We start from the raw sequence: 24449 nt of genomic DNA on the forward strand, positions 1-24449 counted from the left end.
ATGCGCTTCCAGATCCTCGGGCCCACTACCGTTCTGGGCGAGGACGGCGAACCGGTGGCCCTCGGCGGCCCCCGCGTACGCGCCCTGCTGACGCTGCTCGCCCTGCACGCCGGCCGTATCGTCGGCGCGGAGCAACTCGTGGACGGCATGTACGGCGCCCGCCCCCCTGAGGGCGTGGCCAACGCGTTGCAGTCGCAGGTGTCCAGGTTGCGCAGGTCGCTGGGCAGGGACCTGGTGGAGTTCCATCCGGCCGGGTACCGCCTGGTCGCCGATCCGCAGGAGGTGGACGCCCGCAGGTTCGAGCTGCTGGCCCGGTCGGGCAGGCAGGCCCTGGCCGGCGGCGACCCCGGCCGGGCCGCCGCGCTGCTGCGCGAGGCGCTGGAGCTGTGGCGGGGCCGGCCGCTGTCCGACGCGCCGCACGCAGAAGCCCCGGCGGCGGCGCTGGAGGAGCTGCGGCTGGTCGCCACGGAAGACCGGGTACAGGCCGACCTCGATCTCGGCCGGCACCGCGAGCTGGTCGCCGAGCTGCGCCAGCTCACCGCCGCCCACCCGCTGCGCGAGCGGCCGCGCGCCCAGCTCATGCTCGCCCTGTACGGCAGCGGCCGCCAGGCCGAGGCGCTGACCGTCTACGACGAGGCCAGGAAACTGCTGGACGACGAGCTGGGCGTCGAGCCCGGGGCCGAGCTGGCCGCAGCGCACCTGGCCGTGCTGCGGGCCGACCCGGCGCTCGGCGCGCCGTCCGCGTCGGACAGCGGCCCGCGTTCGCGGCAGGGGCTGCGGGCCCAGCTCACCACGTTCGTCGGCAGGGGCGAGGAGCTGGCGCAGCTCGGCGCCAGGCTCTCGGCGAACAGGCTGGTCACGCTGATCGGCCCCGGCGGCGCGGGCAAGACCCGGCTGGCCATCGAGGCCGCCGAGCGGGCGCCCGGCGACGTGTGCTTCGTGCCGCTCGCGCCGGTCACCGACGAGGCCGACGTGCCCAGGGCCGTGCTGGCGGCGCTCGACATCCGCGACGGCACACTGCACAACCCCGACAGAAGGGTCGTGGAGCCGCTCACCCGGCTGCTCGCCGCCCTGGCCGACCGCAAGCTGCTGCTGGTCCTGGACAACTGCGAACATCTCATCGCCACCACGGCCGAGCTGACGGACCTGCTGCTGGCCTCCTGCCCCAACCTGCGGGTGCTGGCGACCGGGCGCGAGGCGCTCGGCATCACCGGCGAGTCCATCATGCCGGTCTCGCCGCTGCGGCTGCCGCCGCCTGATGCCGACGACCCGCTGGAGTACGCGGCGGTCCGGCTGTTCGCCGACCGGGCGGCCTCCGTCCAGCAGGGCTTCGCCGTGACCTCGGACAACGCCGCGCACGTCGTGCGCATCTGCCGGGCGCTCGACGGGCTGCCGCTGGCCATCGAACTGGCCGCGGCGCGGCTGCGCACGCTGTCGGTCCCCGACATCGCGGCCCGGCTGGACGACCTGTTCAGGCTGCTGACGCGCGGCAGCAGGACGGCGCTGCCCCGCCACCAGACCCTGCACGCGGTCGTCGCGTGGAGCTGGGACCTGCTGGACGAAGACGAGCAGCGGATGGCCAGAAGGCTGACCGTGTTCGTGGGCGGGGCACGGCCTGAGGCGGCCGAGCGGGTGTGCGGGCTGCCGGAGGAGATCCTGTTCTCGCTGACGGAGAAGTCGCTGGTCGAGGTGGTCGACGGCCGCTACCGCATGCTCGACACGATCAGGGCCTTCTGCGCCGAACGGCTGGCGGAGTCGGGCGAGGTCGCCGCGCTCCGCGACGCGCACACCGGCTACTACCTCGACCTGGTCCTCGCGACCGACCCTCGGCTGCGCACCGACGAACAGCTCCAATGGCTGGAAAAGCTCGATGAGGAGAGCGCCGACCTCAGCGCGGCGGTGCGCTGGGCGACCGAGTCGGGGCAGCTCGAACTGGGGATGCGGCTGCTGGCCCACGTCACCTGCTACTGGTGGATGCGCGGCCACCGCACCACCAGCGCCGACCTGGCCGCCGACCTGCTGACCGCGCTCGGCCCCACCCGGTTCGAGGGCAGGGAAGAGGAGTACGCCATGTGCGTGCTCGTCAGCGCCTGGAAGGGAGACACCGACGACACGCTGCGCGGCCGTCTGAGCGAGCTGCGGGAACTGCTGCCGATCTACCACGTGCCCGAGCGGGTCGAGTTCCTGATGATGCTGCTGTCCATGTTCACGGGTCCCCCCAGCGACTTCGAGGCCGTCTACGAGGAGGTCAAGGCGAGAGTCCACCTCCTTCCGCCATGGCTGCGGGCGCTGGCCAACAGCGGCACGGCGTTCTCCCTTCAGGCCATGGGCCGAACCGACCAGTCCATCGCCCAGTTCCAGCAGAGCATCACGGAGTTCAAGGCCATCGGCGAGCGCTGGGGATCCGTGCTCGCGGTGTCCGGGCTCGGCGCCCTCCACCAGGAGCTGGGCGACTACGCCACCGCGCACGCGCTGGCCGACGAGGCGCTGACGCTGGCTCGCGAGCTGGGCGCCACGACGGAGATCGCCGAGAGCCTGTGCCGGCGGGCGGACGCCCTGCTCAGCCTGGGCGACGCGGCCGGAGCCCTGACCGACTACAGGCCCGCGGCCGAGCTGTCGCGGCGCAACGGCTCCACGGAGATCCTGGCCTGGGCGTACTGCGGCATGGGCGAGATCGCGCTGTCCCGCGGCGAGCTGGACGAGGGGCGCGCGCTCCTGACCTGGGCCGACGAGGTGTGCCCAGGCGACTGGTACAGCGTCAGGGAGACCCGCAACCGCATCAGCGCCGGCCTGGCCGAGGCCGGCAGGATGGCCGGCGAGCGGTAGACCGTCCCGGCGGGGCAGACCGGACGGCGGGGTCAGCCGGATGGTCAGCGGACGGTAGGCGGCCCGTCAGCCGCTGCGCCGACAGTGGGCGCATGAAGAACAAATGGGCTTGTCTGGCCATCGCCTGTCTGGCCGCCCTCCTGCTCTCGCTCGACCTGACGGTGCTGCACCTGGCCCTGCCCCGGCTGGTGACCGAGCTCGGCGCGAACGCGACGCAGTTGCTCTGGATCGGCGACATCTACGGCTTCGCGCTGGCCGGCCTGCTCGTCACCATGGGCAACGTCGGCGACCGCATCGGCCGCAAACGCCTGCTGCTGATCGGCGCGGCCGCGTTCGGGGTCGCCTCGGTCGTGACCGCGTACGCGCCGAACGCCGAGTTGCTCATCGCCGCCAGAGCGCTGCTGGGCGTGGCCGGCGCGACGATCATGCCGTCGACGCTGTCGATCATCCGCAACGTGTTCACCGACCCCGGCGAGCGTACCGCGGCCATCGGCATCTGGAGCGGCATGAGCGCGGTCGGCTTCGCCGTGGGCCCGGTCGTCGGCGGCGTGCTGCTCGACCACTTCTGGTGGGGCTCGGTCTTCCTGATCAACGTGCCGATCATGCTGCTGATCGTCGTGGCCGGCGTCCTGGTGCTGCCGGAGTCGCGCAACCCGCACGCCGGCCGGATCGACCTGCTCAGCGCCGCCCTGTCCTTCGCCGGCGTGGTGGCGGTCGTCTACACGATCAAGGAGGTGGCGCACAAGGGCATCGGGCACGCCGACGTGCTGGTGGCGGGCGTGGTCGGGATCGTGCTGCTTTGGATGTTCGTGCGGCGGCAGAGGCGGCTGGCCGAGCCGCTGATCGACGTGCGGCTCTTCGCCCGCAGGGCGTTCAGCGCCTCCATCCTGACGAACCTGCTGGCCATCTTCGCGATGTCGTCGACGATGCTGATGTTCGCCTGGTACCTGCAGCTCGTGCTCGGCTGGTCGCCGCTGCAGTCGGGGCTGGCGCAGCTCCCCGGCGGGCTGTGCTCCGCGGTGAGCGGCATGGCGGCCACGAAGCTCATCCACCGCATCGGCAGGAACGGTGTGGTCGCGCTCGGCGTGGCCCTGACCGGGTGCTCGTTCCTGTTCTACACCACGCTCACCCTGGAGCTGAACTACCTCGTCCTGCTCCCCGCCATGGCCATCGGCGGGGCCGGGGTCGGGTTCGCCTTCACCGTCAACAACGACAACGTGCTGGCCACGGCGCCCAAGGAGCGGGCCGGGGCGGCGGCCGCGGTGTCGGAGACGTCGTTCGAGCTGGGCGCGGCGTTGGGGATCGCGATCCTGGGCACCGTGCTGAACAGCGCCTACCGCGCCAACCTCGAACTGCCCGCCGGGGTGTCGGCCGAGGCCGCGCGGGAGTCGCTGGCCGGGGCCGTGGGCGTGGCGCAGGCGCTGCCGTCCGAGCAGGCCGGGGCGCTCCTGCGGGCGGCGCAGACGGCGTTCCTCGAGGGCATGCACCTGACGTCGGCGGTCACGGCGGCGATGCTGGCGGTGGTCGCGGTGCTCGCGTTCGTGGGACTGCGCGGGGTGCCGAAGGTCATCTCCGACGAGACGCCGGTCCGGGTTTGAGGTAGGGCCACCCATCAGGCGATGGGGTTGGTGGGGCAGGGGCGGGTGGTGGTGGGAGAGAGGGCGTCGAGACGGGCGCCGATGGTGCGGGCGATGCCTTCGACCGTCTCGATCCCCACCTCCTCCCCCGGCTGCTCGTCCGTCTGGACGGCGAGCAGCAGGTCCCTTCCCGGCCCCACGACGCGCCCGTAGCTGGTCACGGCCCAGGTTTCGCGGATGAACGGCCGCGGCGTCCACCCGTTCTTGAGTGCGACCCGATCCCCGGGACGGGCGGCGGCGCTGACGCCCCACGCCTGGTCCGGCTGGACCTGCTCCATCAGCCGGAGCACGAGCCGCCGATCCGTGGACGACAGCTCTCCGCCGCCGCGCACCAGCACCTGAAGCAGGCGGATGCGGTCGGCCGGGCTGGTGAGGGTGCCGCCCCAGTAGGTGCCGGGTCCCGGGGTGGTCTCCCTGAGCCCGATGCGGTCGTAGAAGCCCGTCATGACGTCCGTGCCCCCGACGCGCGACCACATCGCGTCCGCCGCCTTGTTGTCGCTCTCCTTGATCATGCGCTCGGCCAGCTCCCGCTCCTCCTCGTTCAGCTCTCCGGCGCGGCTGTGCAGCAGGGCGGCGACGATGTCCACTTTGGCGCCGCTGGCGGTGATCATGTCGCGGTCGTGTTCGCCCTGGCCGAAGGAGACGCCGGTGACGAGGTCCAGCGCGCCGTAGACGATCCGTCCGGGACGTTGGCTCATATAGCGGGAAATATCGCGCTCTAGCCGGTTTCTGGCCACCCTGGCCCCTCTGGCGTCGGGCAATTTCAGCACGCACCTGGCCACCTTGACCGGCGCCCCCACCGTGACGGGCACGACCGGCCCGCGCCCGCTCCCGCATCCTGCTCCCGCGGCCGCCAGCATGCCCCAGGCGATCATCCACTTCCCGCGCACGCGCCAACCCCTGTGATCGGTCCGGGGGTCAGCAGACTCATTCCCCTCGGGCCGATCATCCCGATCCGCCACGGCGTTTCCTGGTCAGACCTTCAGCACGACCTTGCCGACGGTACGCCGTCCCGCCAGGTCGGCCAGCGCCCGCCGCGCCTCGCCGAGCGGGTAGACGCCCCCGACCACCGGCCTGATCCGTCCCGCGACGGCGAGATCGACCAGTTCGCCGATCCCTGCCCCGCACAGTCCGCGCGCGGCCAGCAGCGCTTTGAGCCAGAAGCCGCAGACACCCTGGTTGCCGGCCACCAGCCGGGCCGGATCGACCGGGGACGCGGTCCGTCCGGCCGCCGACCCGTACGTCACCAGCCGCCCGAACATCCCCAGCACCGTCAGGGCCGCCTCGAACACCTCCCCGCCCACCGCGTCCAGCACGACGTCCACAGGACGGCCGCGGTTGGCCTCGATGACCCGCTCGGCGTACCCGGTGGCGGCCCCGTCCACGGCGGCATCCGCCCCCAGGGACCTGGCCAGCGAGCGTTTGTCCTCGGTGGAGGCGGTGGCGATCACGCGCCCGGCCCCGAGCACCCTGGCGAGCTGCACGGCCAGGCTCCCCACCCCACCGGCCCCCGCATGGACCACGACGCTCTCCCCCGGCCGCATCCGGGCCGACGAGCGCAGCAGGTGCAAGGCGGTCAGCCCCTGTGCCAGCAGCGCCAACGCCTCCCCCGCCCCGAGCGAGCCGGGCACGACCACCAGGTCGCCGGCGTCCAGCACGGCCTTGCTCGCGTACCCGTTGGCGGTGAATCCCATCACCCGCCGCCCCAGCGCGTCGCGCCCGATCACCTCGGTGCCGGGGACGAACGGGAGGCCGCCGGGCGGCGAGTTGTGCCCGGCGATCTGCCGGACATCGGAGAAGTTCACCCCCGCCGCCTCCACCTCGACGGGCACCTGTCCTGGCCCCACCACCGGATCGGGCAGCTCGACCGCTTCGAGCACCTCGGGCCCGCCGAAGCGGGCGAACTGAATGGCACGCATGAACTCCCCGATCAGCGCGGCACGATGGTCAGAGATGCCGGTCCAGGAAGCCGGCGGTCGCGTCCACGGCCTGGGTGAGGTACGGCTCGCGGTCGTAGAGGTCGATGTGCCGCTTGGCGTCGACCCAGACGAGCTGCTTCGGCTCGTCGAGCCGCTTGAACGCCTCCTCGGCCCCCTCCGGCGGGCAGAGCCGGTCGACGAGCCCGTGCACGATCAGGGCGGGCTTCGGCGACAGGAAGTCCGCCCCGATCATGTTGTCCATGGTGATCAGCTCGCGCATGCCGGCCCTGGTCACCCTGTTGGCCCAGTGGGGCGCGGCGCCGCGCTCGGTGCCGTAGTAGGCGTAGGGCTCGTCGCCCGGCATGGCGGCCTCGCCTTCCTCGGCGACGGCGGGCAGGTATTCGACGATCCCGCCCCGGTCCTGGCGTTCCAGCACGTCGGTGAGGTCGCTCAGGACCGTCTGGTAATCCGTGCCGGAACTCGTGGTGTACGGGTTGTGGTACGCCCCGGCAATGCCCGCAAATACCCGTACACGCGGATCAAAAGCAGCAAATTTCAGGGCATATCCCCCGCCCAGGCAGATCCCCACCACCCCGATCCGATCCGCCGCCACCTCGGACCGCGACCGCAGGTACGACACCGCCCCCCGCAGATCACGCAGCTTGCCCTGCGGATCCTCATCCTGCCGCGGCGTCCCCTCGGACTCGCCCCAGTTTCGATGATCGAAGGCCAGCGTGACGTACCCCCGCTCCGCCAGCCGCGCCGCGTACAACCCGGCAACCTGCCCACGCACCCCGGTGAACGGCCCGGTGAAGACCAGAGCAGGACGCGGCCCCACGCCGCGGGGCACCCGCAGGTCCCCCGCCAGTGTGAGGCCGTCCACCACGAACTCGACTTTCATACGCCCAAGTCTGCGCTACGAGTCGAAGCCGAGACCCATCCGGTCCAGCGTGCGCAGCCACAGGTTGCGCCTGCCCCCGTGCCGGTCGGCCTGGGCGATCGACCACCGGGTGAACTGGATCACCCCGGAGCGCACGGGCTCGGGCGGGAACGGGATCGGCTTCTCCTTCACCATCCGCAGCTCGGTCCGCTCGGTGCGCTCGCCCGACAGCAGGTCGAGCAGCACGTTCGCGCCGAAGCGGGTCGCCCCGACGCCCATACCGGTGTAACCGACGGCGTAGACCAGCCGCCCGCCGTGCGCCTGCCCGTAGAAGGCGCTGAACCGGCTGCAGGTGTCGATCACGCCGCCCCACCTGTGGCTGAACCGCACGGCGTCGAGCTGCGGGAAGGTGGCGTAGAAGTGCTCGGCCAGCGTCGTGAACGTCTCGTCGCGCTGGTCGTACTCGGGTTTGACCAGACCGCCGTTGTAGTAGACGGCGTCGTAGCCGCCCCACAGGATCCGGTTGTCGTCGGTCAGCCGGTAGTAGTGGAAGCGGTTGCCGGAGTCGCCGACGCCCTGCCGGTTGCGCCAGCCCACCGAGGCGAGCTGGGCGTCGGTCAGCGGCTCGGTCATCAGCGCGTAGTCGTACACCGGGACCAGGAAGTGCTTGAGGCGGCGCAGCAGCGGCGGGAACACGCCCGTGCCCAGCGCGACCTTCGGCGCGGTGACCGCGCCGTGCGGCGTTCGCAGCACGATCGTCTTGCCGTTGTCGCGCAGCGAGCGGACCGGGGTGCGCTCGTGCAGGCGCACCCCGAGCCGCAGGCACGCCTGCCTCAGCCCCCAGGCCAGGCGGGCCGGATCGAGCATGGCGCAGCCGCTGCGCTCCCACAGCCCGCCCAGGTAGGTCGGCGAGTCGACCTCGGCCCGCACCTGCTCCCGGTCGAGGGGCACGTAGTCGAGCCCCAGCTCGGAGATCAGGCCGAGGTGCTCGCGCAGCCCGTCGAGCTGCCACGGCTCGGTGGCCACGTGCAGCTCTCCGGTGCGCTCGAACGAGCAGTCGATGCCGTGGCGCTGCAGCGTGCGTTCGATCTCGTCAAGGTTGTCCACACCCGAACGTTCGAGCCGCCCGATCTCCTCGGGCCAGCGCTCCAGCCCGTTGGCCAGGCCGTGGGTGAGGGTCGCCATGCAGAACCCGCCGTTGCGGCCGGTGGCCGCCCAGCCGATCCTGCGCCCTTCGAGCAGGACGACGTCCAGCGATGGATCGCGTTCCTTGGCCATCAGGGCCGTCCACAGCCCTGTGAAGCCCCCGCCGACGACGACCAGGTCGGCGCTCGTGTTCCCGTAGAGCCGCGGCTGCGGCTCGGGTCTGGCCGGACTGTCCAGCCAGTACGGCTTGCGCTCCGCGTCAGCAAGCGCCTTCAGCGGATCCACCAATCCCACTTCCCTACGACGTCATGGAGGATGTTTCAGTCACGGCGTCGCACCGCGATCGCGTTGACCACCGCGATCAGCACACCGATGCCGAAGATCAACGTACCCATGACGTTGACCTGCGCCGGGATACCGGTCTTCACCGCGCCGACGATCCACAGCGGGAAGGTGACGGTCGAGCCGTTGACGAAGCTCGTCACCACGTAGTCGTCGATGGACAGCGCGAACGACAACATCGCGCCCGCCATCACGCCCGGCATGATCGACGGCAGCGTCACCTGCCGGAACGTCCCCCACGCCGTGGCCCCGAGGTCCCTGGCCGCCTCCTCCAGCGACGGGTCGAGCGTGACGATGCGCGCCCGTACGGTGACGACCACGAAAGACAGCGAGAACAGCACGTGCGAGATGATGATCGTGGCGGTGGCGCGCGGCACGTTGCCCGAGACGAACAGCGACAGCAGCGAGGCGCCCATCACCAGTTCGGGCGTGGAGATGGCGGCGAAGACCAGGAAGTTCGTCGCGCCCTTGCCGCGGAAGCGGTGCCGGCCGAGCGCCAGCCCGAGCATCGTCCCGATGACGACGGTGACGACGGTGCTGATCACGGCGATGAGCAGCGAGTTGCGCAGCGCCACGGTCAGGTCGGAGATCTCAAAAAGCTGGGCGTACCACTTGAGTGTGAAGCCCTGCCAGGAGGTGTTGGACTTGCTCTGCTTGTCGTTGAAGCCGAACAGGATCATCACGGCGATCGGCGACGACAGCCAGATGATGATCAGCCAGGTGTAGCCGTGCAGCAGCCGATCGCCGAGCCCGCTCCTGCTCATCGGGCCGCCGCTTCCAGGACGTTGTCGGTGCCGAGCGCCCTGGCGTAGACGAAGATGCCCACGAGCAGCACCGCCATCAGCGTGAACGACAGCGCGGAGGCCGTCGGGTAGTCGAGGTTCATCAGGTACTCGGTCTGGATGATGTTGCCGATCATGGTGTTCGACGTGCCGCCGAGAATCTGGGCGTTGATCGGGTCGGCCGTCGCGGGCACGAACGTCATCAGCACCCCGGCGAACACCCCGGGCAGCGACAGCGGCAGCACCACCCGCCGGAAGGCGCCCATCCGCGTGGCGTACAGGTCCTGGGCCGCCTCCACCACCCTCGGGTCGACCCGCTCCAGCGCCACGTAGATCGGCAGGATCATGAACGGCAGGAAGTTGTAGGTCAGCCCGCCCACCACCGCGAACGTCGTGGCCAGCACGTGGAAGTCGGCCGGCAGCAGCCCCCACGCCTTCAGCGTGCCGAACAGGATGCCGTTGTCCGACAGCAGGAAGTTCCAGGAGATCGTCCGCAGCACGAACGAGACGAAGAACGGCAGCAGCAGCAGGAACAGGTACACGGACTTGCGCGGCCCGGCCTTGAAGGCGATCCAGTACGCCACCGGGTACCCGATCACCAGCATGGCCGCCGTGGCGAGCCCGCCGTACAGCAGCGATCGGAAAAGTTGCGGGCTGTACCTGCCGAGCGCGTCGGTGTAGTTGGAGAAGCTGAACGTCATGGCGTACCCGTCGATGGCGTTGCCGGTCTGCAGGGAGACCGACGCCATCGCGGCCATGGGCACGACCAGGAAGATCGCCAGCCACATCCAGCTCGGCAGCGCCAGGAGGTAGGGGGTGAGCCGCCGCATCGCTATGCCTGGGTGATGGACTGGAAGATCGGGTTGAACACCTGCTGCTGCTGGTTGGTCAGGGTGGTGAACGTGCGCAGCTTGGCGTAGTCGGCCTCGGACGGGAACATGAGCGGGCTGTCGACCATGTCCTCCAGCGCCTTCTTGTCCTCGCCCTTGGCCGTCTTGGCCTTCTCCCGCAGCAGCTCCTGCACGGCCGGGACGGGGGTGACGTACTGGATGAACTCATCCAGCTCGGCGGCCACGGCCGGCTGGTAGAGGTAGTCCATCAGCATGAGCGCGTCCAGCGGGTTGGCGGCGCCCTTGGGGATGAGCATGTTGTCGGTCCAGATCGTGCCGCCCTCCTCGGGCACGACGAACTTGACCGGCTCGCCGGCGAGCTGGCGCTGGAAGACGTCGCCGGACCAGCCCATGCTCAGCCAGACGTCGCCCGTGGCGACGGCATTGATATAGCTTTGATCGTAATATTTCCGGACAATTCCGGCGTCGCGCTGCGCCTTGAGCTTCTCCCCGGCCTTCTTCCAGTCGGCCTCGGTCGACTTCTCCGGATCGATCCCCAGCGCGAACATGCCGAAGTTCCCGATCTCCTGGGCGTCGGACATCATGCCGACCCGCCCCTTGTACTTGGGATCGAACAGCGACGCGATGCTGGTGATGTCCTCATCGACGTACTTGGTGTTGTACGCGATGCCGGTCACCCCGGAGGTGTACGGAATGGTGTACTTGCTGCCCGGGTCGTAGGAGCGCTCCTTGTACTTCTGGCCGGCGTTGGCCCCGAAGTTCGGCAGTCGCGTGTGGTCGAGCGGCACCGCGTAGCCCAGCTCGATCATGTGCTGGAGCTGGATGCCGTTGGTCATGACGACGATGTCGTAGCCCAGCGACTGGCCGGCGCGCAGCACGGGGTCGGCCTTGCCGAAGAAGTCGGCGTTCTCCTGGATGACCTCTTTGTACTCGTAGGAGATGCCGGTCGCCTCTTTGAACTTCTCCAGCGGCGCCTTGTCCTCGGGCATGTACTCGGGCCAGTTGGCGAAGACGACCTTGCCGTGCTTGGTCTGCTTGGCCCAGAAGTCCTGGACGGCGTCGGCCTTCGGCGGGGCCGCCTTCTGCCCCTGCACGCCACAGGCGGCCAACGCCAGCCCGGCCGCGGAGAAGCCGGCGATCCTGAACGCCTCGCGACGAGGCAGATGGAGGGGAGGGGGGTTCATGAGGTGCTCTCAACTTCCAATCACGTACGAGTGCTGCGCCCGCCACGACAACCACACGGAGTCGCCCCGCTCCGCCGTCGCCGTGGCGTCGAGCGCGTTCTGCTGGAACACGGTGACGACCGTTCCGGCGCCCTGCCCCGTCGCGGCCCCGTCCGCGAGGCTCACCGCGTAGCTGTTGTAGGTGCCCAGGTAGGCGACCTCGGCCACGGTCCCGCGCACCGCGCTCAGGCTCGGCGGCGGCTCCTCGGTGCCGATGGTGATCTTCTCGGGGCGCACGGTCACCGTCACCTCGCCGTCGTGCCCGGGAATCAGCACCCGGCCGCCGCCGATCTTCAGCTCGCCGCCGGTCGCGGCGCCGGCGAGCAGGTTCGAGGTGCCGATGAAGCCCGCCACGAACGCGGTGGAGGGCCGCTCGTAGATCTCGCGCGGGCCGGCGAGCTGCTCGACCAGCCCGTCGTTCATGACCGCGATCCTGTCGCTCATGGTCAGCGCCTCGTTCTGGTCATGCGTCACGTACACGAACGTGATGCCGACCTCGCGCTGGATGCGCTTGAGCTCGACCTGCATGGCCTGGCGCAGCTTGAGGTCGAGCGCCCCGAGCGGCTCGTCGAGCAGCAGCGCCCTCGGCCGGTTGACCAGGGCCCTGGCCAGGGCCACCCGCTGCTGCTGGCCGCCGGACATCTCGCGCGGCCTGCGCTTCTCCCTGCCGGTCAGATCGACGATCTCCAGCATCTCGCCGACCCGCCGCCTGATCTCCTCCTGCGGGGTCCTGCGCTGCTTGAGCCCGAAGGCCACGTTGTCCCAGACGCTCATGTGCGGGAAGAGCGCATAGGACTGGAAGACCATGTTGACGTCGCGCCTGTTCGGCGGGACGTTCGTGACGTCCTTGCCGTGCAGCCTGACCACGCCCTTGGAGGGCTGCTCGAACCCGGCGACCATCCGCATGGTCGTGGTCTTGCCGCAGCCGGACGGGCCGAGGAGGGAGAAGAACTCCCCCTCGGCGATGCCCAGCGTCACACCCTTGACAGCCCGGACGACCTCACCGTGCGAGAGGTACTCCTTGACGACGTCCTCAAGCTCGATCGCGTGCAGCTCAGTCATCCCGGGCTCTGTCCTATTCGCCGATGTAGTGCATGACGTGCTTGACCCGGGTGTAGTCGTGCAGGCCGAACACCGACAGGTCCTTGCCGTACCCGGAGTGCTTGAAGCCGCCGTGCGGCATCTCCGAGACGAACGGGATGTGCGTGTTGACCCAGACCACGCCGAAGTCGAGCCTGTTGGACATCCGCATGGCACGGCCGTGGTCGGAGGTCCAGACCGAGCCGCTCAGGCCGTACCTGACGTCGTTGGCCTTGGCCAGGGCGTCGGCCTCGTCGGTGAACGTCTGGACGGTGATCACGGGGCCGAAGACCTCGTTCTGCACCATCTCGTCGTCCTGCCTGAGCCCGTCGACGACCGTCGGGGCGAAGAAGTAGCCCTTGTCACCGACACGCTGACCGCCGGTGAGGACCTTGGCGTGCGCCGGGACCCGGTCGATGAAGCCCTGGACCCTGGCGAGCTGGTTCTCGTTGTTGAGCGGGCCGTAGAGCGCGTCCTCGTTGCCGAGGTCGCCGGTCACGGTGCCGGCCGCGGCCTCGGTCAGCGCGGCCACGAACTCGTCGTGCACGCTCTCCTGCACGAGCACCCGGCAGGCGGCGGTGCAGTCCTGGCCGGCGTTGTACAGGCCCGCCACCGCGATGTCGGCGGCGGCCTTGCCCAGGTCCTTGACGTCCTCGAACACCACGACCGGGGCCTTGCCGCCGAGCTCCAGGTGAACCCGCTTGAGATCGTCGGCGGCGCTCTTGGCGACCGACATGCCCGCGCCGACCGAGCCGGTGATCGCGACCATGGCGGCCGTCGGGTGGCTCACCACCAGCGCGCCGGTCTCCCGGTCGCCGGTGACGACGTTGAAGACACCCGCGGGCAGCACCTCACCGAGGATCTCCGCCAGCTTGAGCGTGGCGACGGGGGTGGTGTCGGACGGCTTGAGCACGATCGTGTTACCGGCCGCCAGAGCCGGGGCGATCTTCCAGACCGCCATCATCACCGGGTAGTTCCACGGCGTGACCTGCCCGACGACGCCGATCGGCTCGTGCCTGATCACGCTGGTGTGGTCGGCCAGGAACTCGCCCGCCGTGGGGCCCTCCAGCGTGCGCGCGGCGCCCGCGAAAAAGCGGAAGTGGTCGGCCGCGACCGGGGTCTCGTCCTCGGCCATGCGGGCCCGGGGCTTACCGGTGTTGAGGCACTCCGCCTCGTTGATCTCATCTGCCCGCGCGTCGATCGCGTCGGCGACCTTGAGCAGGAGGTTGGCCCGCTCGCCCGGAGTCGTCCTGCCCCACGACTCGAACGCGGCCGCGGCGGCGGCGAAGGCGGCGTTGACATCCTCCACCCCCGAAACCGGGGCCTGCAGGTAGGACTCGCCCGTACACGGATCGACGACGTCGGAGAACCGGCCGCCCTTGGAGTCCACGAACTCGCCGTTGACGAAGTTCTGCAGACGGGTGTTCATTCGCCCTCCTCGCGGTGGCTGAGATGCCGCGACTCTTACAGAGCGGCTGCATCTCGACAAGGGATTTCGTGGTGAAGATATCAAATTGCTACGAATTCGCTTGACAGAGCGCCAAGAACTGACACCATGTCGCAGCAGGACGGCAACGAAGCGGGAATGCCCCCGTAACGCCGGACCGGTAGGAGGAATCCGCTCTATGACGACGCCGCCCCGGGTACGCCGAAGCAGCACGAACTCCGGTCCGGTGGTCCTCGACGATCTGTCCAAGCAGATCATCGAGCAACTCCAGCGCGACGGGCGCATGCCGTACGCGGCGATCGGCAAGGCGGTCGGCCTCTCGGAGGCCGCGGTACGCCAGCGCGTCCAGCGACTGCAGGAAGCAGGTGTCATGCAGATCGTGGCCGTCACCGACCCGCTCACGCTGGGTTTCCCGCGCCAGGCGATGATCGGGGTCAACTGCGAGGGCGACCTGGAGACGGTGGCCGACGAGCTGGCCGCGATCGACGAGATCGACTACGTGGTGCTCACGGCGGGCTCCTTCGACGTGATCGTCGAAGTGGTCTGCGAGGGCGACGGGCACTTACTGGAGATTCTCAGCAAAATCCGGGCAATTCCTGCTGTACGCGCCACGGAGTCCTTCGTATACCTGAAGCTACGCAAGCAGACCTACTCCTGGGGCACCCGATAACTCAGGGGTGTCGCCGACAGTTCAGGGGGTCCGGCCACGCGGATGAAGTAAGGGCCCGCATGGGCCTTACAGCACGCGACTTGGGGTGTCGGCCGAGCGAACGAGACAAGGGCCGTACGGGCCGTACCGCGCGACTGGGGGCCTGCCAGGCGAACGCCAGCCGGAACGGGTCGAACGGGCGGCGCATCCCTGCCGGGTCGGGTATGCGCTGGACGCCTCGGTGCCGCTCAGGCCCGGACCGGCAGGCTGACGAGGTCGTAGGCCAAATGGGAGGCGAACGAGGCGCTCTCCGCGTAGTTATGGGCGGGGGCGACTTCAACCATGCCGACCCCGCCGAGAAGGGCTTTGTCAGGCACCGCGTTTGCGGAGGTCTGACTCGCCATCCACGCCGCCCGCCGACTCGGCCGCCCTTTCTTCTGACCTCTCACCGTCGGCGTCCAAGTCGAAGAGTTCCTCCGCCGACGAGACGTACGGTGCCCGAAACAGCCATCGATCCAACGTCGCCTCGTCCCGGCAGGCCATGACCCGCTCACGAACCTCATCCGACACCGCGACCCCACGATACTGAAGGATCTTCAGCACGGACTCGGCCTCGGCCTGGGCCCAGGCCTCGACCCAAGCCTCGGGCCAGCCCTCGGCCAGGAGGCTTTCCATTGTCGGCATCATCGCCCACCGCCTCGATCTCGCGGTACGTCGTCTCGCGAATGGCATGTTGCGATCGGCGACTCAGTCAAAGAGTTCCTCCGCCGACGAGACGGACAGCACCTGAACCAGCCACCGATCCAACGTCGCCATGTCCCGACAGGCCATGACCCGCTCACGAACCTCATCCGACACCGCGACCCCACGATGCTGAAGGATCTTCAGCACGGACTTGGCCTCGCCCTTCGCCTCGCCCTTCGCCTCACCCTTGGCCTCTCCCTCGGCCAGGAGGCCTTCCGCGTAGTCTCCCTGATACGGATACGTCTGCATGGCCATGAGGTTCTCCCATTTCTTCTGTTCGTCACCCGTCAGCGACACGTTGATATACCGAGCGTAGCGCCAAGCAGTCTCGCGATCGATGCTGTCCAGAGCTGCCAGCATCGCCTCGAAGATGGCGTCGCCTTCCGGGCTGTTACCTCTCATGATCGTGGACAGGACCGCCAGGCCGATGTTGCCCAGCATCTGTGCGACGTCGGTGATGACGGGGGTGTTGCCCGGGTGGATGACCTTGGGGATCAGTTCCAGCCCGGGATGCCCTGTTGTGATCGCTTTTTCGGCCCAGCGTGCGACCGAAGGGTCGGGGCAGAGGACGACCAGGCAGACCGGGCACTTCTCCCGAGCCCGGAAATTCGCGATGTACTCCAGCCAGGAGTAGCGCTTGTCATTGTCCGGGCTCCGTTGCGTCTCGACGATGACGCCGTACTTCTCTTTTCCCTTCCCATAGAGGATCGCGCCGTCGGCTCGGCACACGGCCGGGTCTGCCTGGGAGAGGTCAGGTGAGGCGAGTCGCGCCTCACCTGCTTCCGGTATCGGCAGGTCGAACAGCGCCCGCAGCATATGGCGGGTATATCCCAGATCCAGCGTGGTGATCTGGGTCAGCCCCTCGTGTTGTGGCGTGACCTTGCGCATGCCGAAAGATTACTACATGCGTTCGATTCATTACTCAGAGTTGACGGATTTGGAGGGTCGAGATTTCCCAGGCCATCAACGGCAGCCGCACCGCACCGTCGACGACCTGTAATGACGCGCCCGGACGCCCGCGTAGATCGGCGTACCGGGCCTGGGAGAGGTTGCCCGAAATGAGGGCTTCCGTGGGGTGCGGGGACATGGCGACCACACGCAGCTCCTGCCACCCGTCGCGCACCCGCAGCGAGGTCATCACCACGCCGTCCCCGGTCACCGACAGCCCGCAGCCGGGCGCGGGAAGCGGAAGCGCGGGATGGGCTCGCCCCGGCACCAGCAGCAGGTCGTGGCGGTAGGTTTCGGCCTCGGGCACGACCTCGCGCCACGACGTCCCGTACGGCATCAGGGCCAGGCTCACCGAGTGGTGCCCGCGGGCCTGCGCGGCCGGGGTCGGGAGCTGGGGGCCGGCGGGCTCCGGCCGCAGGCGGTTGCAGTTGCGGGAGAGGTAGCCGACGGAGCGCAGCAGCGTGAGCGCCAGGTCGCCGTCCACCAGTTCGTACTCCGTGACGTGCTCCAGCAGCGCCGCGACGTGCCCGGCCGCCACCCACGACGAGGCGGGGTAGGTCGGCATGGGGGTCTCGCCGCAGCCGCCTTCCGGGTCGCGTCCGCGGCTGACGACCGCGAACTGGCCCTCGGCGTACGACTTCGTGGCCGGTTCCGCCATCGGGATGTGCAGGCGGACGCGGTGGTCGGTGCAGCGGTTGTCGAAGTCGATCTTCAGTCGGACGTAGCGTTCCCCCGCGCGCAGTTCGACACGGGTGGTGACGACGGTCCTCTCGGTCCTGAGGGAGCGTGAGCCAGGGGGCAGCTCCGGCGTGTCGTGGACGACGACGCCTTCGGCGGGCCAGCGGTACGTCCGGCTGATCTCCACCACCGCCACCAGCGGCCCCAGGTAGATCAGCTCGGTCTTGACGGACTCCGGCTTGGACACGATCCAGTCGGAGGCGGGAGGCGCGTAGTTGTAGGTGTCGCCGACGTCGCCGCCCTCCACGATGCGGCCCGCGCCCGTGATCTTCGTCCCGTCCTCGCCGATCAGCGTCAGCGTTCCGTCACCCGCGATCAGCACCCGGATCAGGCCGTTGTCCAGCACCTCCGGGTCGCCGCGCACGGGCAGGGGCGCGACGTCCGAGCGCAGCCAGCAGGCCGCCACGTGTCCGCCGGGCGTGCGGGGCGACGACGACTCCTCGCGCGGCCTGGGGCGGACGGTCGTGTGGCCCAGCGGCGGCACCTCCACCATGGTCGCCACCAGGCGGCGGGTCTCGGCGAGGATGCGGACGTGGTGGATGTCCCGCACGTCAGCGCGCAACTCCTCCACGTCGAACACGGACGTGCTCTCCCTGGCCACCCGGAAGGTCAGCACGCCGTCCTCGACCGACCAGCCCGTGATGTGCCGGCCGAAGAGTTCGGTGCCGTGGACCATGCTCAGCGCCGTTTCGGCGTTCATCTCCTGGTCGAGCAGGAGCGTGGGCGCGTACTCCAGCGGCTGTGTGGGCAGCGGCTCCCCGTCGGCGTCGGCGAGCGGGCTGGTTCCCGCCACGTCCACGACCACGACGGCGCGCCGTGGGGCGGGGGTCGGGTTGACCACGAGCACCGCGTCAGAGGGCACGGTCTCGGCCAGGCGGGCGGTCACCATGTCGCGTACGGCCTGGCCGAGGTGCTCGGCCTCGGCGATGCGGGCGGCGACCTGCAGGGCGGTCTCGTCCACGCCGCAGCCGGTCACCGAGTCGTGGCCGCCGGCGTCCACGAGCCGCCACCAGGCCATGTCCAGGAACCGTCCAGGCCATTCCGCGCCCCAGAGGGTGGCCAGCGGCTCGGCGTAGCGCTCGACCATGCGTTCTGCGCGGCCCATGGCCTGCTTGAGGTGGGCGCGGACCGAGATGACGCCGGGCAGGATGTTGGCGCGGGCGTGGGAGCGCAGCTCGCCGACGACACGCGGGAGGCCATCGACCTCGCCCGAATATTGCCCGATATAGCCGGACAAGGTGTCCATCCGGGCGCCCATCGCGGCCACCATCTGGGGCAACCCGCGCACAGGAGCGGAATGGTCGGTGCCGTACATGGCCAGCAGCGGCCCCTCCGGCCCGTGCCACTCGCGCATGGTCTGGACGAACGCCTCCGCCCGGTTGCCCAGGTCGCCGCCCTCGGCGAACAGGTGGGCGCCGTTGCCGTACCCGCCGACCGGCAGGTACTGCGTCCGCAGCGCCGTGCCGTCGGGCGCCACCCACGCGAAGGCGTCCGTGATGACCGAGGAGGGCACGCCTCGGTAGACGCACGCGTCCCGCAGCCCGGCCTTGTGCAGGATCTGCGGCATCTGCGCCGTGTGGCCGAACATGTCCGGCAGATACCCCACGGGCATCGCCCCGCCGAGCTGCTCCGCCCGGCTCATGCCCAGTTCGAGGTTCCTGACGATGTTCTCGCCCGAGCACAGGAACTCGTCCAGGAGGATCTGCCACGGCCCCACCGCCAGCCGCCCGGACTCGACGAGCGCCGCGACGCGCCCGCGGTTCTCGGGTCGCACCTCCAGGTAGTCGTCCACGCAGGCGAGCTGCCCGTCCAGGGTGAAGTGGTAGCCGGGCTCGCGCTCCATCGCCTCCAGCACCTCATCGAGCAGCGCCACCAGGCGCAGCCTGAACCGCTGGAACGGCTCGTACCACTCCCGGTCCCAGTGCGTGTGCGGCACGACGACGATCTCCGCGCTCACGCGGCGGCCTCCCCTCCGATTGGCAGATCATGCTGGACGGCGTAGCGGGCGGCGATCCGCTGGGCCGTCACGATGTCCTCAAGGGCGCCGCCCGCGTCGGTGAGCGGCGCTTCGCCCTCGCACACGTAAGCATGAAAGGCGGCCAGTTGTACGTCGAATGCCTCGGTGACGTCCCGCCATTCGGTGCGGCTCTCGGCGCCGGCGACCATGGTGAGCGTCGTGGGGGCGTTCATCAGGTAGGGCGAGGGGAAGACCAGTTCCAGCGTGCCCTTGTCGTGGTGGATGGCCACGGTCTCACGGTAGGCGGGATAGTCGGCCAGGTAGTGCCAGCGGATCGCGAAGCGGCCGGCGGCCGGGAGCGGGCCGGTGATCTCGATGGAGCCGGGCGCGGGACCCCATGCCTCAACGTACGAAATTTCCGCCGGAGAGCCGGTAAAGCGCCTCAAGAGCGACAAATCGTGGCATATCGAGCCGAGCGACACCATGTACACATTCCGCACCGCCTCCGGCGCCGACTCCCCCAACGCCCGCGACACGAGCCCGCTCTCCTCGGCCCGCAACGAGCTCAGCAGCCCCGCGTCGACGTCCTGAGCCTGGGCCAGGTTCGCGAACGCGAGCTGTGACTCCCCGCTCGGGTGCAGCACGGTCACCTCGACCGATCTGATGATCTCGGCGCCACCCAGCGAGGCCAGCAGTTCCTCCGCTCGGCGCACCGCGGGATCGTACTGCTTCATGTAGCCGACCATCAACCGGCCTTCGGGCAGCGCCGCCACCTCTGCCCTGGTCAGGGCGAGCGGCTTCTCGCACAGCACGGCGTAGCCGGCCGCCAGGGCCCGGCGCACGGTCTCGCCGTGCGAGCCGGAGGCCAGCACGAGCACGGCCTCGAAACCGCCCTCGGCCAGCATGTCCGCCACCGCCGTGTAGCGCCCGGCGGCCCCCAGCCGCTCGCCCACCGCGTCGGCCAGCGTCCGCGACAGGTCACAGACGGCGCTCACCTCGAACAGGTCGCGGCGCCGCGACAGCAGCGGCACGTACACCGCCTGCGTCACGGCCCCGCATCCCACCAGCGCGATCTTCAAAGTCCCAGTTCCTCCAGCTTGCGGCGGTTGGCGGTCTGGTCGGCGATGTTCCGGGCGACAGCGCGCCGCCCCGGCAGGGTGTCCTGCTCGATGACGACCCAGCCGGTGTAGCCGATCTCGTGGAGCGTCCGCACCACGCCCGGCAGGTCCAGCTCTCCCTCGCCCAGCGCCGCGAACCCGCCGCGCCCCATGAGCTCACGCAGGTCGGCCCCGTCCGCGAGGGCGTCGGCGAGGATCTTCGTGTCGCCGTCCTTGACGTGCACGTGCTCGACCCGCTCCGCCCACGCGCGCAGCGCCGTCACCGGGTCTCCACCGGCCAGCAGCAGGTGGCCGGTGTCGAGGCAGAGCCGCACGTCGGTCAGCTCCAGCAGCCGCTCCACGTCCTCGGGCATCTCGACGTAGGTGCCGAGATGGTGATGGAAGGCCGGCTCGAAGCCGCGCTCGCGGCACCGGTCGGCGGCCTCCTGGACGCGAGCCGCGTAGGCGGGCCAGTCGGAGGCCGCCAGCCCGGGGACGCTCCCTCCCGGGCGGGCGAAGCGCTCCGGCGAGCCCGAGCAGGCCAGCGTGGGCCGAGGCCCGAACCCCTCCGGCGCGGGCGGCGCGGCGGCGAACACCTCCAGCGCCGCCTCCAGCGCGGGCAACCCTTCCCGGTAGGCCCCGGCGTCGCCGTAACGCAGGTCCACCCAGCCGCCGGCCAGCAACAGCCCGTTGCCTCCCAGCCGGTCGGTCAGCTCGGAGCCGGTGCCCAGGTAGCCGATCGGCCCGGAGTCGATGCCCTCGTAGCCGGCCTGCGCCAGCGCGCGGACCATCTCGTCGGCGTCCAGCGGCGGGGGCGCGTCGCTCAGCTCGAACACCCCGAAGCTCACGGGCGCGTTGGCGATCTTCCTCGTGGTTCCGCTCACTCGCACAGGGCCATCACCTCGTTCTCGTAGGTCTCCAGACGGTGTCGTCCCTCTCCGGCCGTCAGCAGCGCCCGGTCGCCGCGGACCACCTGGCGCGCGCCGCCTGGGCGTACCAGGACCAATCCGTCGGCGTCCAGCGCGAGCAGTTCGTCGCCCAGCCTGAGCAGCAGCGGCGCGTCGGGGCCCGCGGAGACCGCGGTGCGTCCGGCCCGCAGGCCGTCCAGCACGGTCGAGACGTCCTCGGCCAGCACCCAGGTCGTGGGCGCGCCGGGCAGGCCGTCGGAGCCGTGGCGGTGGAAGTCGCTGCCGCCGATCGCGATCACGTCGTCGCGCCAGGCGTCCGCCCAGGCCAGCGGGGCGCCCCAGCGGCGGTCCCACCAGCCGGAGCTCCAGACCTCGGCGATCCGGGGCCGGCGGCTGATCGGCAGCAGCCAGGCGCAGTCGCCGCCGAGCGGATGGTTGACGGAGATCAGCCCACCGGCGCGTTCGGCGTGTTCGGTCCAGGAGTCGGCCGGCTCGCGGAAGTCCACCCAGCCGACGTCGCCGAACACGTTCGCGTGGCCCCGGTCGGTGGTGACCTCCTGGCCGGGGATCAGCGTGATCCCCCGGTCGATCTTCTCCAGCCAGGGATGGTGACTGATGGTGTTGTGGTCGGTGACGGCCAGGAAGTCCAGCCCGCGCGCGGCGGCGAGCTCGGCCAGCCCGTCGATGGTCAGGCTGCCGTCGCTGTGCACGGTGTGGGCGTGGAAGTCCCCCGCGAACCACCGCAGTCCGTCTGTGTCTGGAATGTCCCGGCGTGGCGGGCGCTCGCCCCGCAGCGGCTCTTCGGCGGCCGGCTCGGTCGGCGCGGCCCGGTCGGCGACGATCTCCAGCTCGAAGTCCAGCCCCTGGGGCGGGATCCGGTGCAGCCGCAGCCACACGTGCCACGTCCCGGCCACCGGCGCGCCCGGCAGGTAGCCGGGGGTGGCCCAGTCGCGGGTGATCGTGTAGGTGTCCCGCGCGCCCCCCGACCAGCCGCGGAAGCCGTCAGGCGCGCCGCACCCGAGGTCGATCACCCCCTGCGACCGGTCGTAGGACAGCCGCACGGTCACGGCCTCGGCCCCCGGGGGCACCTCGAAGGGCACCTCCCGCAGGATCTGTTCCAGCCGGTCGTCCAGGCTCCAGTGCCAGCGCCGGACGCCCATCAGACGAGCTTCCCGTGGTTGTCCACGATGGCCACCTTCCGTCTCCTGCACCCTGCCACCTCCAGCCTGTCACCTCGGACGGGGCTGTCGATGTCGTCCGCGCCCTTGCCTGACGTGCGGACGGGGGAGAGCGTGGTCTTGTACTGCTCGTCGTCGGCCGCAGCGCGGCCCGAGTTTCGAGGCTGGCACATTCGGCAACATAGTGGACATCCGTATGTCATGACAATATGCCATAGTGCGCCCGGTAAGCTCCCTTTGGAGGTGCTTTGTACGATCTGATCACGTTCGGCCGCTCCGGCGTCGACGTCTATCCGCTGCAGACCGGCGTCGGCCTGGCCGACGTCGAGACCTTCGGGAAGTTCCTCGGCGGCAGCCCCACCAACGTCGCCGTCGCCGCGGCGCGCCACGGGCTGCGCCCCGCCGTGATCACGGCCGTGGGCGCCGACCCCTTCGGCGAGTACGTACGGCGGGCGATCCGCGGGTTCGGCGTGGACGACGCGTACGTGAGCACCGTCGAGGACGCGCCGACCCCCGTGACGTTCTGCGAGATCTTCCCGCCCGACCACTTCCCGATCTACTTCTACCGCGGCGAGCACCCGCCCGACCTGCAGGTCTCCCCCGACCACCTCGACCTCGACGCCATCGCGGCCACCGGCCTGTTCTGGTTCTCGCTGACCGGGCTGAGCCAGGAGCCGAGCGCCGCCGCGCACGCCGCCGCCCTGTCGGCGCGCACGTCCGGCTGGACGGTGTTCGACCTCGACTGGCGGCCCACGCTGTGGAAGTCACAGGAGGCGGCCAGACAGGCGGCGCGGAGCATGCTCCCCCTGGCGAACGTGGCGGTCGGCAACCTGGACGAGATGGACAACGCGCTCGGCGTACGCGACCCGGAGGCCGCCGCGCAGGCACTGCTCGACCTCGGCGTCCGCGTCGCGATCGTGAAAATGGGCCCAGAAGGGGTTTTCGCGCGTACCTCTGAGGAGAGCGCTTTGGTGGAGCCTGTGGAGGTGAAGGTGATCAACGGGATCGGGGCGGGCGACGCTTTCGGCGGCGGCATCTGCCTCGGGCTGCTGCGCGGCTGGCCGCTGGAGCGCACGATCCGCTTCGCCAACGCGGCGGGCGCGTTCGTGGCCGCCCGCCTGGCCTGCGCCGACGCCATGCCGACGACCGCCGAGGTGGAGGAGTTGCTGAACGAGGTGCGCTCTTGAGCGACATCACCCTGCCCAAACCCGCCGGCTACGAGCGGCTCACCTACATCCGCGCCACCCGGCCCGAGGAGATCGCCGAGGCCGCGGCCAGGAGGCGCCGCCGGGGGCTGCCCGCCGAAGGCGAACGACTGCTGATCATCGCCGCCGACCATCCGGCCCGGGCCTCGCTGGCCGTACGCGATCGGCCCATGGCCATGGCCAGCCGCGCCGACCTGCTCGACCGTCTCCAGGTCGCGCTGTCCCGGCCGGGCGTCGACGGCATCCTGGCCTCCCCTGACGTCCTTGAGGACCTGCTCCTGCTGGGCGCGCTGGAAGGCAAGCTGGCCTTCGGCTCCATGAACAGGGGCGGACTGCAGGGCTCGGTGTTCGAACTGGACGACCGTTTCACCGGCTTCGACGCCGACTCGATCGACGCGATGCGCTTCGACGGCGGCAAGATGCTCTGCCGCATCGACCCCGGCGACCACGCCACGGTGGTGACGCTGGAGTCGTGCGCCCGCGCGGTCACCGACCTGGCCCGCAGGCGCCTGGTGGCCATGGTGGAGCCGTTCTGGGCGCGGCGCACGGAGTCGGGCGTCCTGCGCAACGACCTGTCGCCCGAGGCCGTGATCCGCTCGATCAGCGTCGCCCAGGCGCTCGGTGTCACCTCGGCCTACACCTGGCTCAAGATCCCCGCCGTGGCGGAGATGGAGCGGGTGATGGCGGCCACCACGCTGCCCGCCCTCCTCCTCGGCGGCGACCCTCCCGACATCGACGCCGCCTACGCCGACTGGAGCCGCGCGCTGAGCCTGCCGGGCGTGCGGGGTCTCGTCGTCGGGCGCGCCCTGCTCTACCCCCCGGACGACGACGTGACGACCGCGGTGGACGGCGCCGCGGCACTGGTGCGAAAGGCCCGCGCATGACCATGAGG

General features: G+C 70.3%; 21 protein-coding genes. 5 read left to right on the forward strand and 16 right to left on the reverse strand.

Features of this window, described 5'->3' with window-relative positions; all coding sequences use genetic code 11:
• The gene (locus tag ACFOY2_RS37660) at window positions 1–2826 is read left to right on the forward strand and encodes a BTAD domain-containing putative transcriptional regulator (RefSeq protein WP_379532893.1); all 2826 of its coding nucleotides are present in this window, start codon (window positions 1–3) and stop codon (window positions 2824–2826) included.
• 92 nt (window positions 2827–2918) lie between these two features.
• The gene (locus ACFOY2_RS37665) at window positions 2919–4424 is read left to right on the forward strand and encodes a DHA2 family efflux MFS transporter permease subunit (protein WP_379532894.1); all 1506 of its coding nucleotides are present in this window, start codon (window positions 2919–2921) and stop codon (window positions 4422–4424) included.
• Between the two features lie 14 nt (window positions 4425–4438).
• On the opposite strand, the gene ACFOY2_RS37670 is transcribed toward ACFOY2_RS37665, so the two are convergent.
• The 9 genes from ACFOY2_RS37670 to ACFOY2_RS37710 all read right to left on the reverse strand — a co-directional run bounded on the left by ACFOY2_RS37670 (window position 4439) and on the right by ACFOY2_RS37710 (window position 14115).
• Complete coding sequence (locus ACFOY2_RS37670) at window positions 4439–5353, reverse strand: serine hydrolase (protein WP_379532895.1); 915 nt, start codon at window positions 5351–5353, stop codon at window positions 4439–4441.
• A gap of 84 nt (window positions 5354–5437) precedes the next feature.
• Window positions 5438–6382, reverse strand: coding sequence for a quinone oxidoreductase family protein (locus tag ACFOY2_RS37675; RefSeq protein WP_379532896.1), 945 nt, complete (start codon window positions 6380–6382; stop codon window positions 5438–5440).
• A 28-nt stretch (window positions 6383–6410) separates the two neighbouring features.
• Window positions 6411–7283, reverse strand: a complete 873-nt coding sequence (locus ACFOY2_RS37680) for an alpha/beta hydrolase (RefSeq protein ID WP_379532897.1) — start codon at window positions 7281–7283, stop codon at window positions 6411–6413.
• 15 nt (window positions 7284–7298) lie between these two features.
• A complete protein-coding gene (locus tag ACFOY2_RS37685) occupies window positions 7299–8693 on the reverse strand; it encodes an NAD(P)/FAD-dependent oxidoreductase (protein ID WP_379532898.1) in 1395 nt (464 codons plus the stop codon).
• Between the two features lie 35 nt (window positions 8694–8728).
• The gene (locus ACFOY2_RS37690) at window positions 8729–9514 is read right to left on the reverse strand and encodes an ABC transporter permease (RefSeq protein WP_379532899.1); all 786 of its coding nucleotides are present in this window, start codon (window positions 9512–9514) and stop codon (window positions 8729–8731) included.
• Window positions 9511–10362 carry an ABC transporter permease gene (locus ACFOY2_RS37695; RefSeq protein ID WP_379532900.1) on the reverse strand — a complete coding sequence of 284 codons (852 nt, stop codon included), beginning with the start codon at window positions 10360–10362 and terminating at the stop codon, window positions 9511–9513. Before ACFOY2_RS37695 ends, ACFOY2_RS37690 begins: the two co-directional genes overlap by 4 nt.
• Window positions 10363–10364: 2 nt before the next feature.
• A complete protein-coding gene (locus ACFOY2_RS37700) occupies window positions 10365–11567 on the reverse strand; it encodes a polyamine ABC transporter substrate-binding protein (protein ID WP_379532901.1) in 1203 nt (400 codons plus the stop codon).
• 9 nt (window positions 11568–11576) lie between these two features.
• On the reverse strand, window positions 11577–12668 hold the full coding sequence (locus ACFOY2_RS37705) for an ABC transporter ATP-binding protein (RefSeq protein ID WP_379532902.1): 1092 nt from the start codon (window positions 12666–12668) through the stop codon (window positions 11577–11579).
• 13 nt (window positions 12669–12681) lie between these two features.
• Window positions 12682–14115 carry a gamma-aminobutyraldehyde dehydrogenase gene (locus ACFOY2_RS37710; protein ID WP_379532903.1) on the reverse strand — a complete coding sequence of 478 codons (1434 nt, stop codon included), beginning with the start codon at window positions 14113–14115 and terminating at the stop codon, window positions 12682–12684.
• Between the two features lie 196 nt (window positions 14116–14311).
• On the opposite strand from ACFOY2_RS37710, the gene ACFOY2_RS37715 reads away from it, so the two are divergent.
• A complete protein-coding gene (locus ACFOY2_RS37715) occupies window positions 14312–14803 on the forward strand; it encodes an Lrp/AsnC family transcriptional regulator (RefSeq protein ID WP_357828464.1) in 492 nt (163 codons plus the stop codon).
• Window positions 14804–15151: 348 nt separating this feature from the next.
• Here the strand turns inward: ACFOY2_RS37715 and ACFOY2_RS37720 are convergent, their stop codons facing one another.
• From ACFOY2_RS37720 to ACFOY2_RS37750, 7 genes are all read right to left on the reverse strand, one after another.
• Complete coding sequence (locus tag ACFOY2_RS37720; RefSeq protein WP_379532904.1) at window positions 15152–15457, reverse strand: hypothetical protein; 306 nt, start codon at window positions 15455–15457, stop codon at window positions 15152–15154.
• Between the two features lie 72 nt (window positions 15458–15529).
• Window positions 15530–16414, reverse strand: coding sequence for a hypothetical protein (locus ACFOY2_RS37725; RefSeq protein ID WP_379532905.1), 885 nt, complete (start codon window positions 16412–16414; stop codon window positions 15530–15532).
• Window positions 16415–16448: 34 nt separating this feature from the next.
• A complete protein-coding gene (locus tag ACFOY2_RS37730) occupies window positions 16449–19169 on the reverse strand; it encodes a glycoside hydrolase family 38 N-terminal domain-containing protein (RefSeq protein WP_379532906.1) in 2721 nt (906 codons plus the stop codon).
• Entirely contained in the window at window positions 19166–20248 is a 1083-nt protein-coding gene (locus ACFOY2_RS37735; protein WP_379532907.1) for a Gfo/Idh/MocA family protein, read from the reverse strand. The genes ACFOY2_RS37730 and ACFOY2_RS37735 overlap by 4 nt, the downstream gene beginning before the upstream one ends.
• Window positions 20245–21150, reverse strand: coding sequence for a TIM barrel protein (locus ACFOY2_RS37740; RefSeq protein WP_379532908.1), 906 nt, complete (start codon window positions 21148–21150; stop codon window positions 20245–20247). The genes ACFOY2_RS37735 and ACFOY2_RS37740 overlap by 4 nt, the downstream gene beginning before the upstream one ends.
• Window positions 21147–22334, reverse strand: a complete 1188-nt coding sequence (locus ACFOY2_RS37745) for a CehA/McbA family metallohydrolase (protein WP_379532909.1) — start codon at window positions 22332–22334, stop codon at window positions 21147–21149. The genes ACFOY2_RS37740 and ACFOY2_RS37745 overlap by 4 nt, the downstream gene beginning before the upstream one ends.
• Window positions 22334–22525: a hypothetical protein gene (locus ACFOY2_RS37750; RefSeq protein WP_379532910.1), complete on the reverse strand. Its 192-nt coding sequence runs from the start codon at window positions 22523–22525 to the stop codon at window positions 22334–22336. The genes ACFOY2_RS37745 and ACFOY2_RS37750 overlap by 1 nt, the downstream gene beginning before the upstream one ends.
• A gap of 75 nt (window positions 22526–22600) precedes the next feature.
• Here ACFOY2_RS37750 and iolC point away from each other — a divergent pair, with 75 nt between their 5' ends.
• Together iolC and ACFOY2_RS37760 are read left to right on the forward strand one after the other, a co-directional pair.
• Window positions 22601–23539, forward strand: a complete 939-nt coding sequence (gene iolC / locus ACFOY2_RS37755; protein ID WP_379532911.1) for a 5-dehydro-2-deoxygluconokinase — start codon at window positions 22601–22603, stop codon at window positions 23537–23539.
• A complete protein-coding gene (locus tag ACFOY2_RS37760) occupies window positions 23536–24441 on the forward strand; it encodes a Cgl0159 family (beta/alpha)8-fold protein (protein ID WP_379532912.1) in 906 nt (301 codons plus the stop codon). Before iolC ends, ACFOY2_RS37760 begins: the two co-directional genes overlap by 4 nt.
• The last annotated feature ends 8 nt before the right edge of the window (window positions 24442–24449 follow it).

Origin of the sequence: Nonomuraea purpurea, from assembly GCF_042650645.1 — a bacterium.
GTDB lineage: Bacteria > Actinomycetota > Actinomycetes > Streptosporangiales > Streptosporangiaceae > Nonomuraea > Nonomuraea purpurea.

What these genes read in the sequence shown, in the direction of transcription:
- ACFOY2_RS37715 (WP_357828464.1), top strand. Translation starts at nt 14,312, where the DNA reads ATGACGACGCCGCCCCGGGTACGCCGAAGCAGCACGAACTCCGGTCCG.
- ACFOY2_RS37725 (WP_379532905.1), bottom strand. Translation starts at nt 16,414, where the DNA reads ATGCGCAAGGTCACGCCACAACACGAGGGGCTGACCCAGATCACCACG.
- ACFOY2_RS37690 (WP_379532899.1), bottom strand. Translation starts at nt 9,514, where the DNA reads ATGAGCAGGAGCGGGCTCGGCGATCGGCTGCTGCACGGCTACACCTGG.
- ACFOY2_RS37710 (WP_379532903.1), bottom strand. Translation starts at nt 14,115, where the DNA reads ATGAACACCCGTCTGCAGAACTTCGTCAACGGCGAGTTCGTGGACTCC.
- ACFOY2_RS37750 (WP_379532910.1), bottom strand. Translation starts at nt 22,525, where the DNA reads ATGTGCCAGCCTCGAAACTCGGGCCGCGCTGCGGCCGACGACGAGCAG.
- ACFOY2_RS37695 (WP_379532900.1), bottom strand. Translation starts at nt 10,362, where the DNA reads ATGCGGCGGCTCACCCCCTACCTCCTGGCGCTGCCGAGCTGGATGTGG.
- ACFOY2_RS37745 (WP_379532909.1), bottom strand. Translation starts at nt 22,334, where the DNA reads ATGGGCGTCCGGCGCTGGCACTGGAGCCTGGACGACCGGCTGGAACAG.
- ACFOY2_RS37660 (WP_379532893.1), top strand. Translation starts at nt 1, where the DNA reads ATGCGCTTCCAGATCCTCGGGCCCACTACCGTTCTGGGCGAGGACGGC.
- ACFOY2_RS37675 (WP_379532896.1), bottom strand. Translation starts at nt 6,382, where the DNA reads ATGCGTGCCATTCAGTTCGCCCGCTTCGGCGGGCCCGAGGTGCTCGAA.
- ACFOY2_RS37720 (WP_379532904.1), bottom strand. Translation starts at nt 15,457, where the DNA reads ATGGAAAGCCTCCTGGCCGAGGGCTGGCCCGAGGCTTGGGTCGAGGCC.
- ACFOY2_RS37665 (WP_379532894.1), top strand. Translation starts at nt 2,919, where the DNA reads ATGAAGAACAAATGGGCTTGTCTGGCCATCGCCTGTCTGGCCGCCCTC.
- ACFOY2_RS37700 (WP_379532901.1), bottom strand. Translation starts at nt 11,567, where the DNA reads ATGAACCCCCCTCCCCTCCATCTGCCTCGTCGCGAGGCGTTCAGGATC.
- ACFOY2_RS37705 (WP_379532902.1), bottom strand. Translation starts at nt 12,668, where the DNA reads ATGACTGAGCTGCACGCGATCGAGCTTGAGGACGTCGTCAAGGAGTAC.
- ACFOY2_RS37680 (WP_379532897.1), bottom strand. Translation starts at nt 7,283, where the DNA reads ATGAAAGTCGAGTTCGTGGTGGACGGCCTCACACTGGCGGGGGACCTG.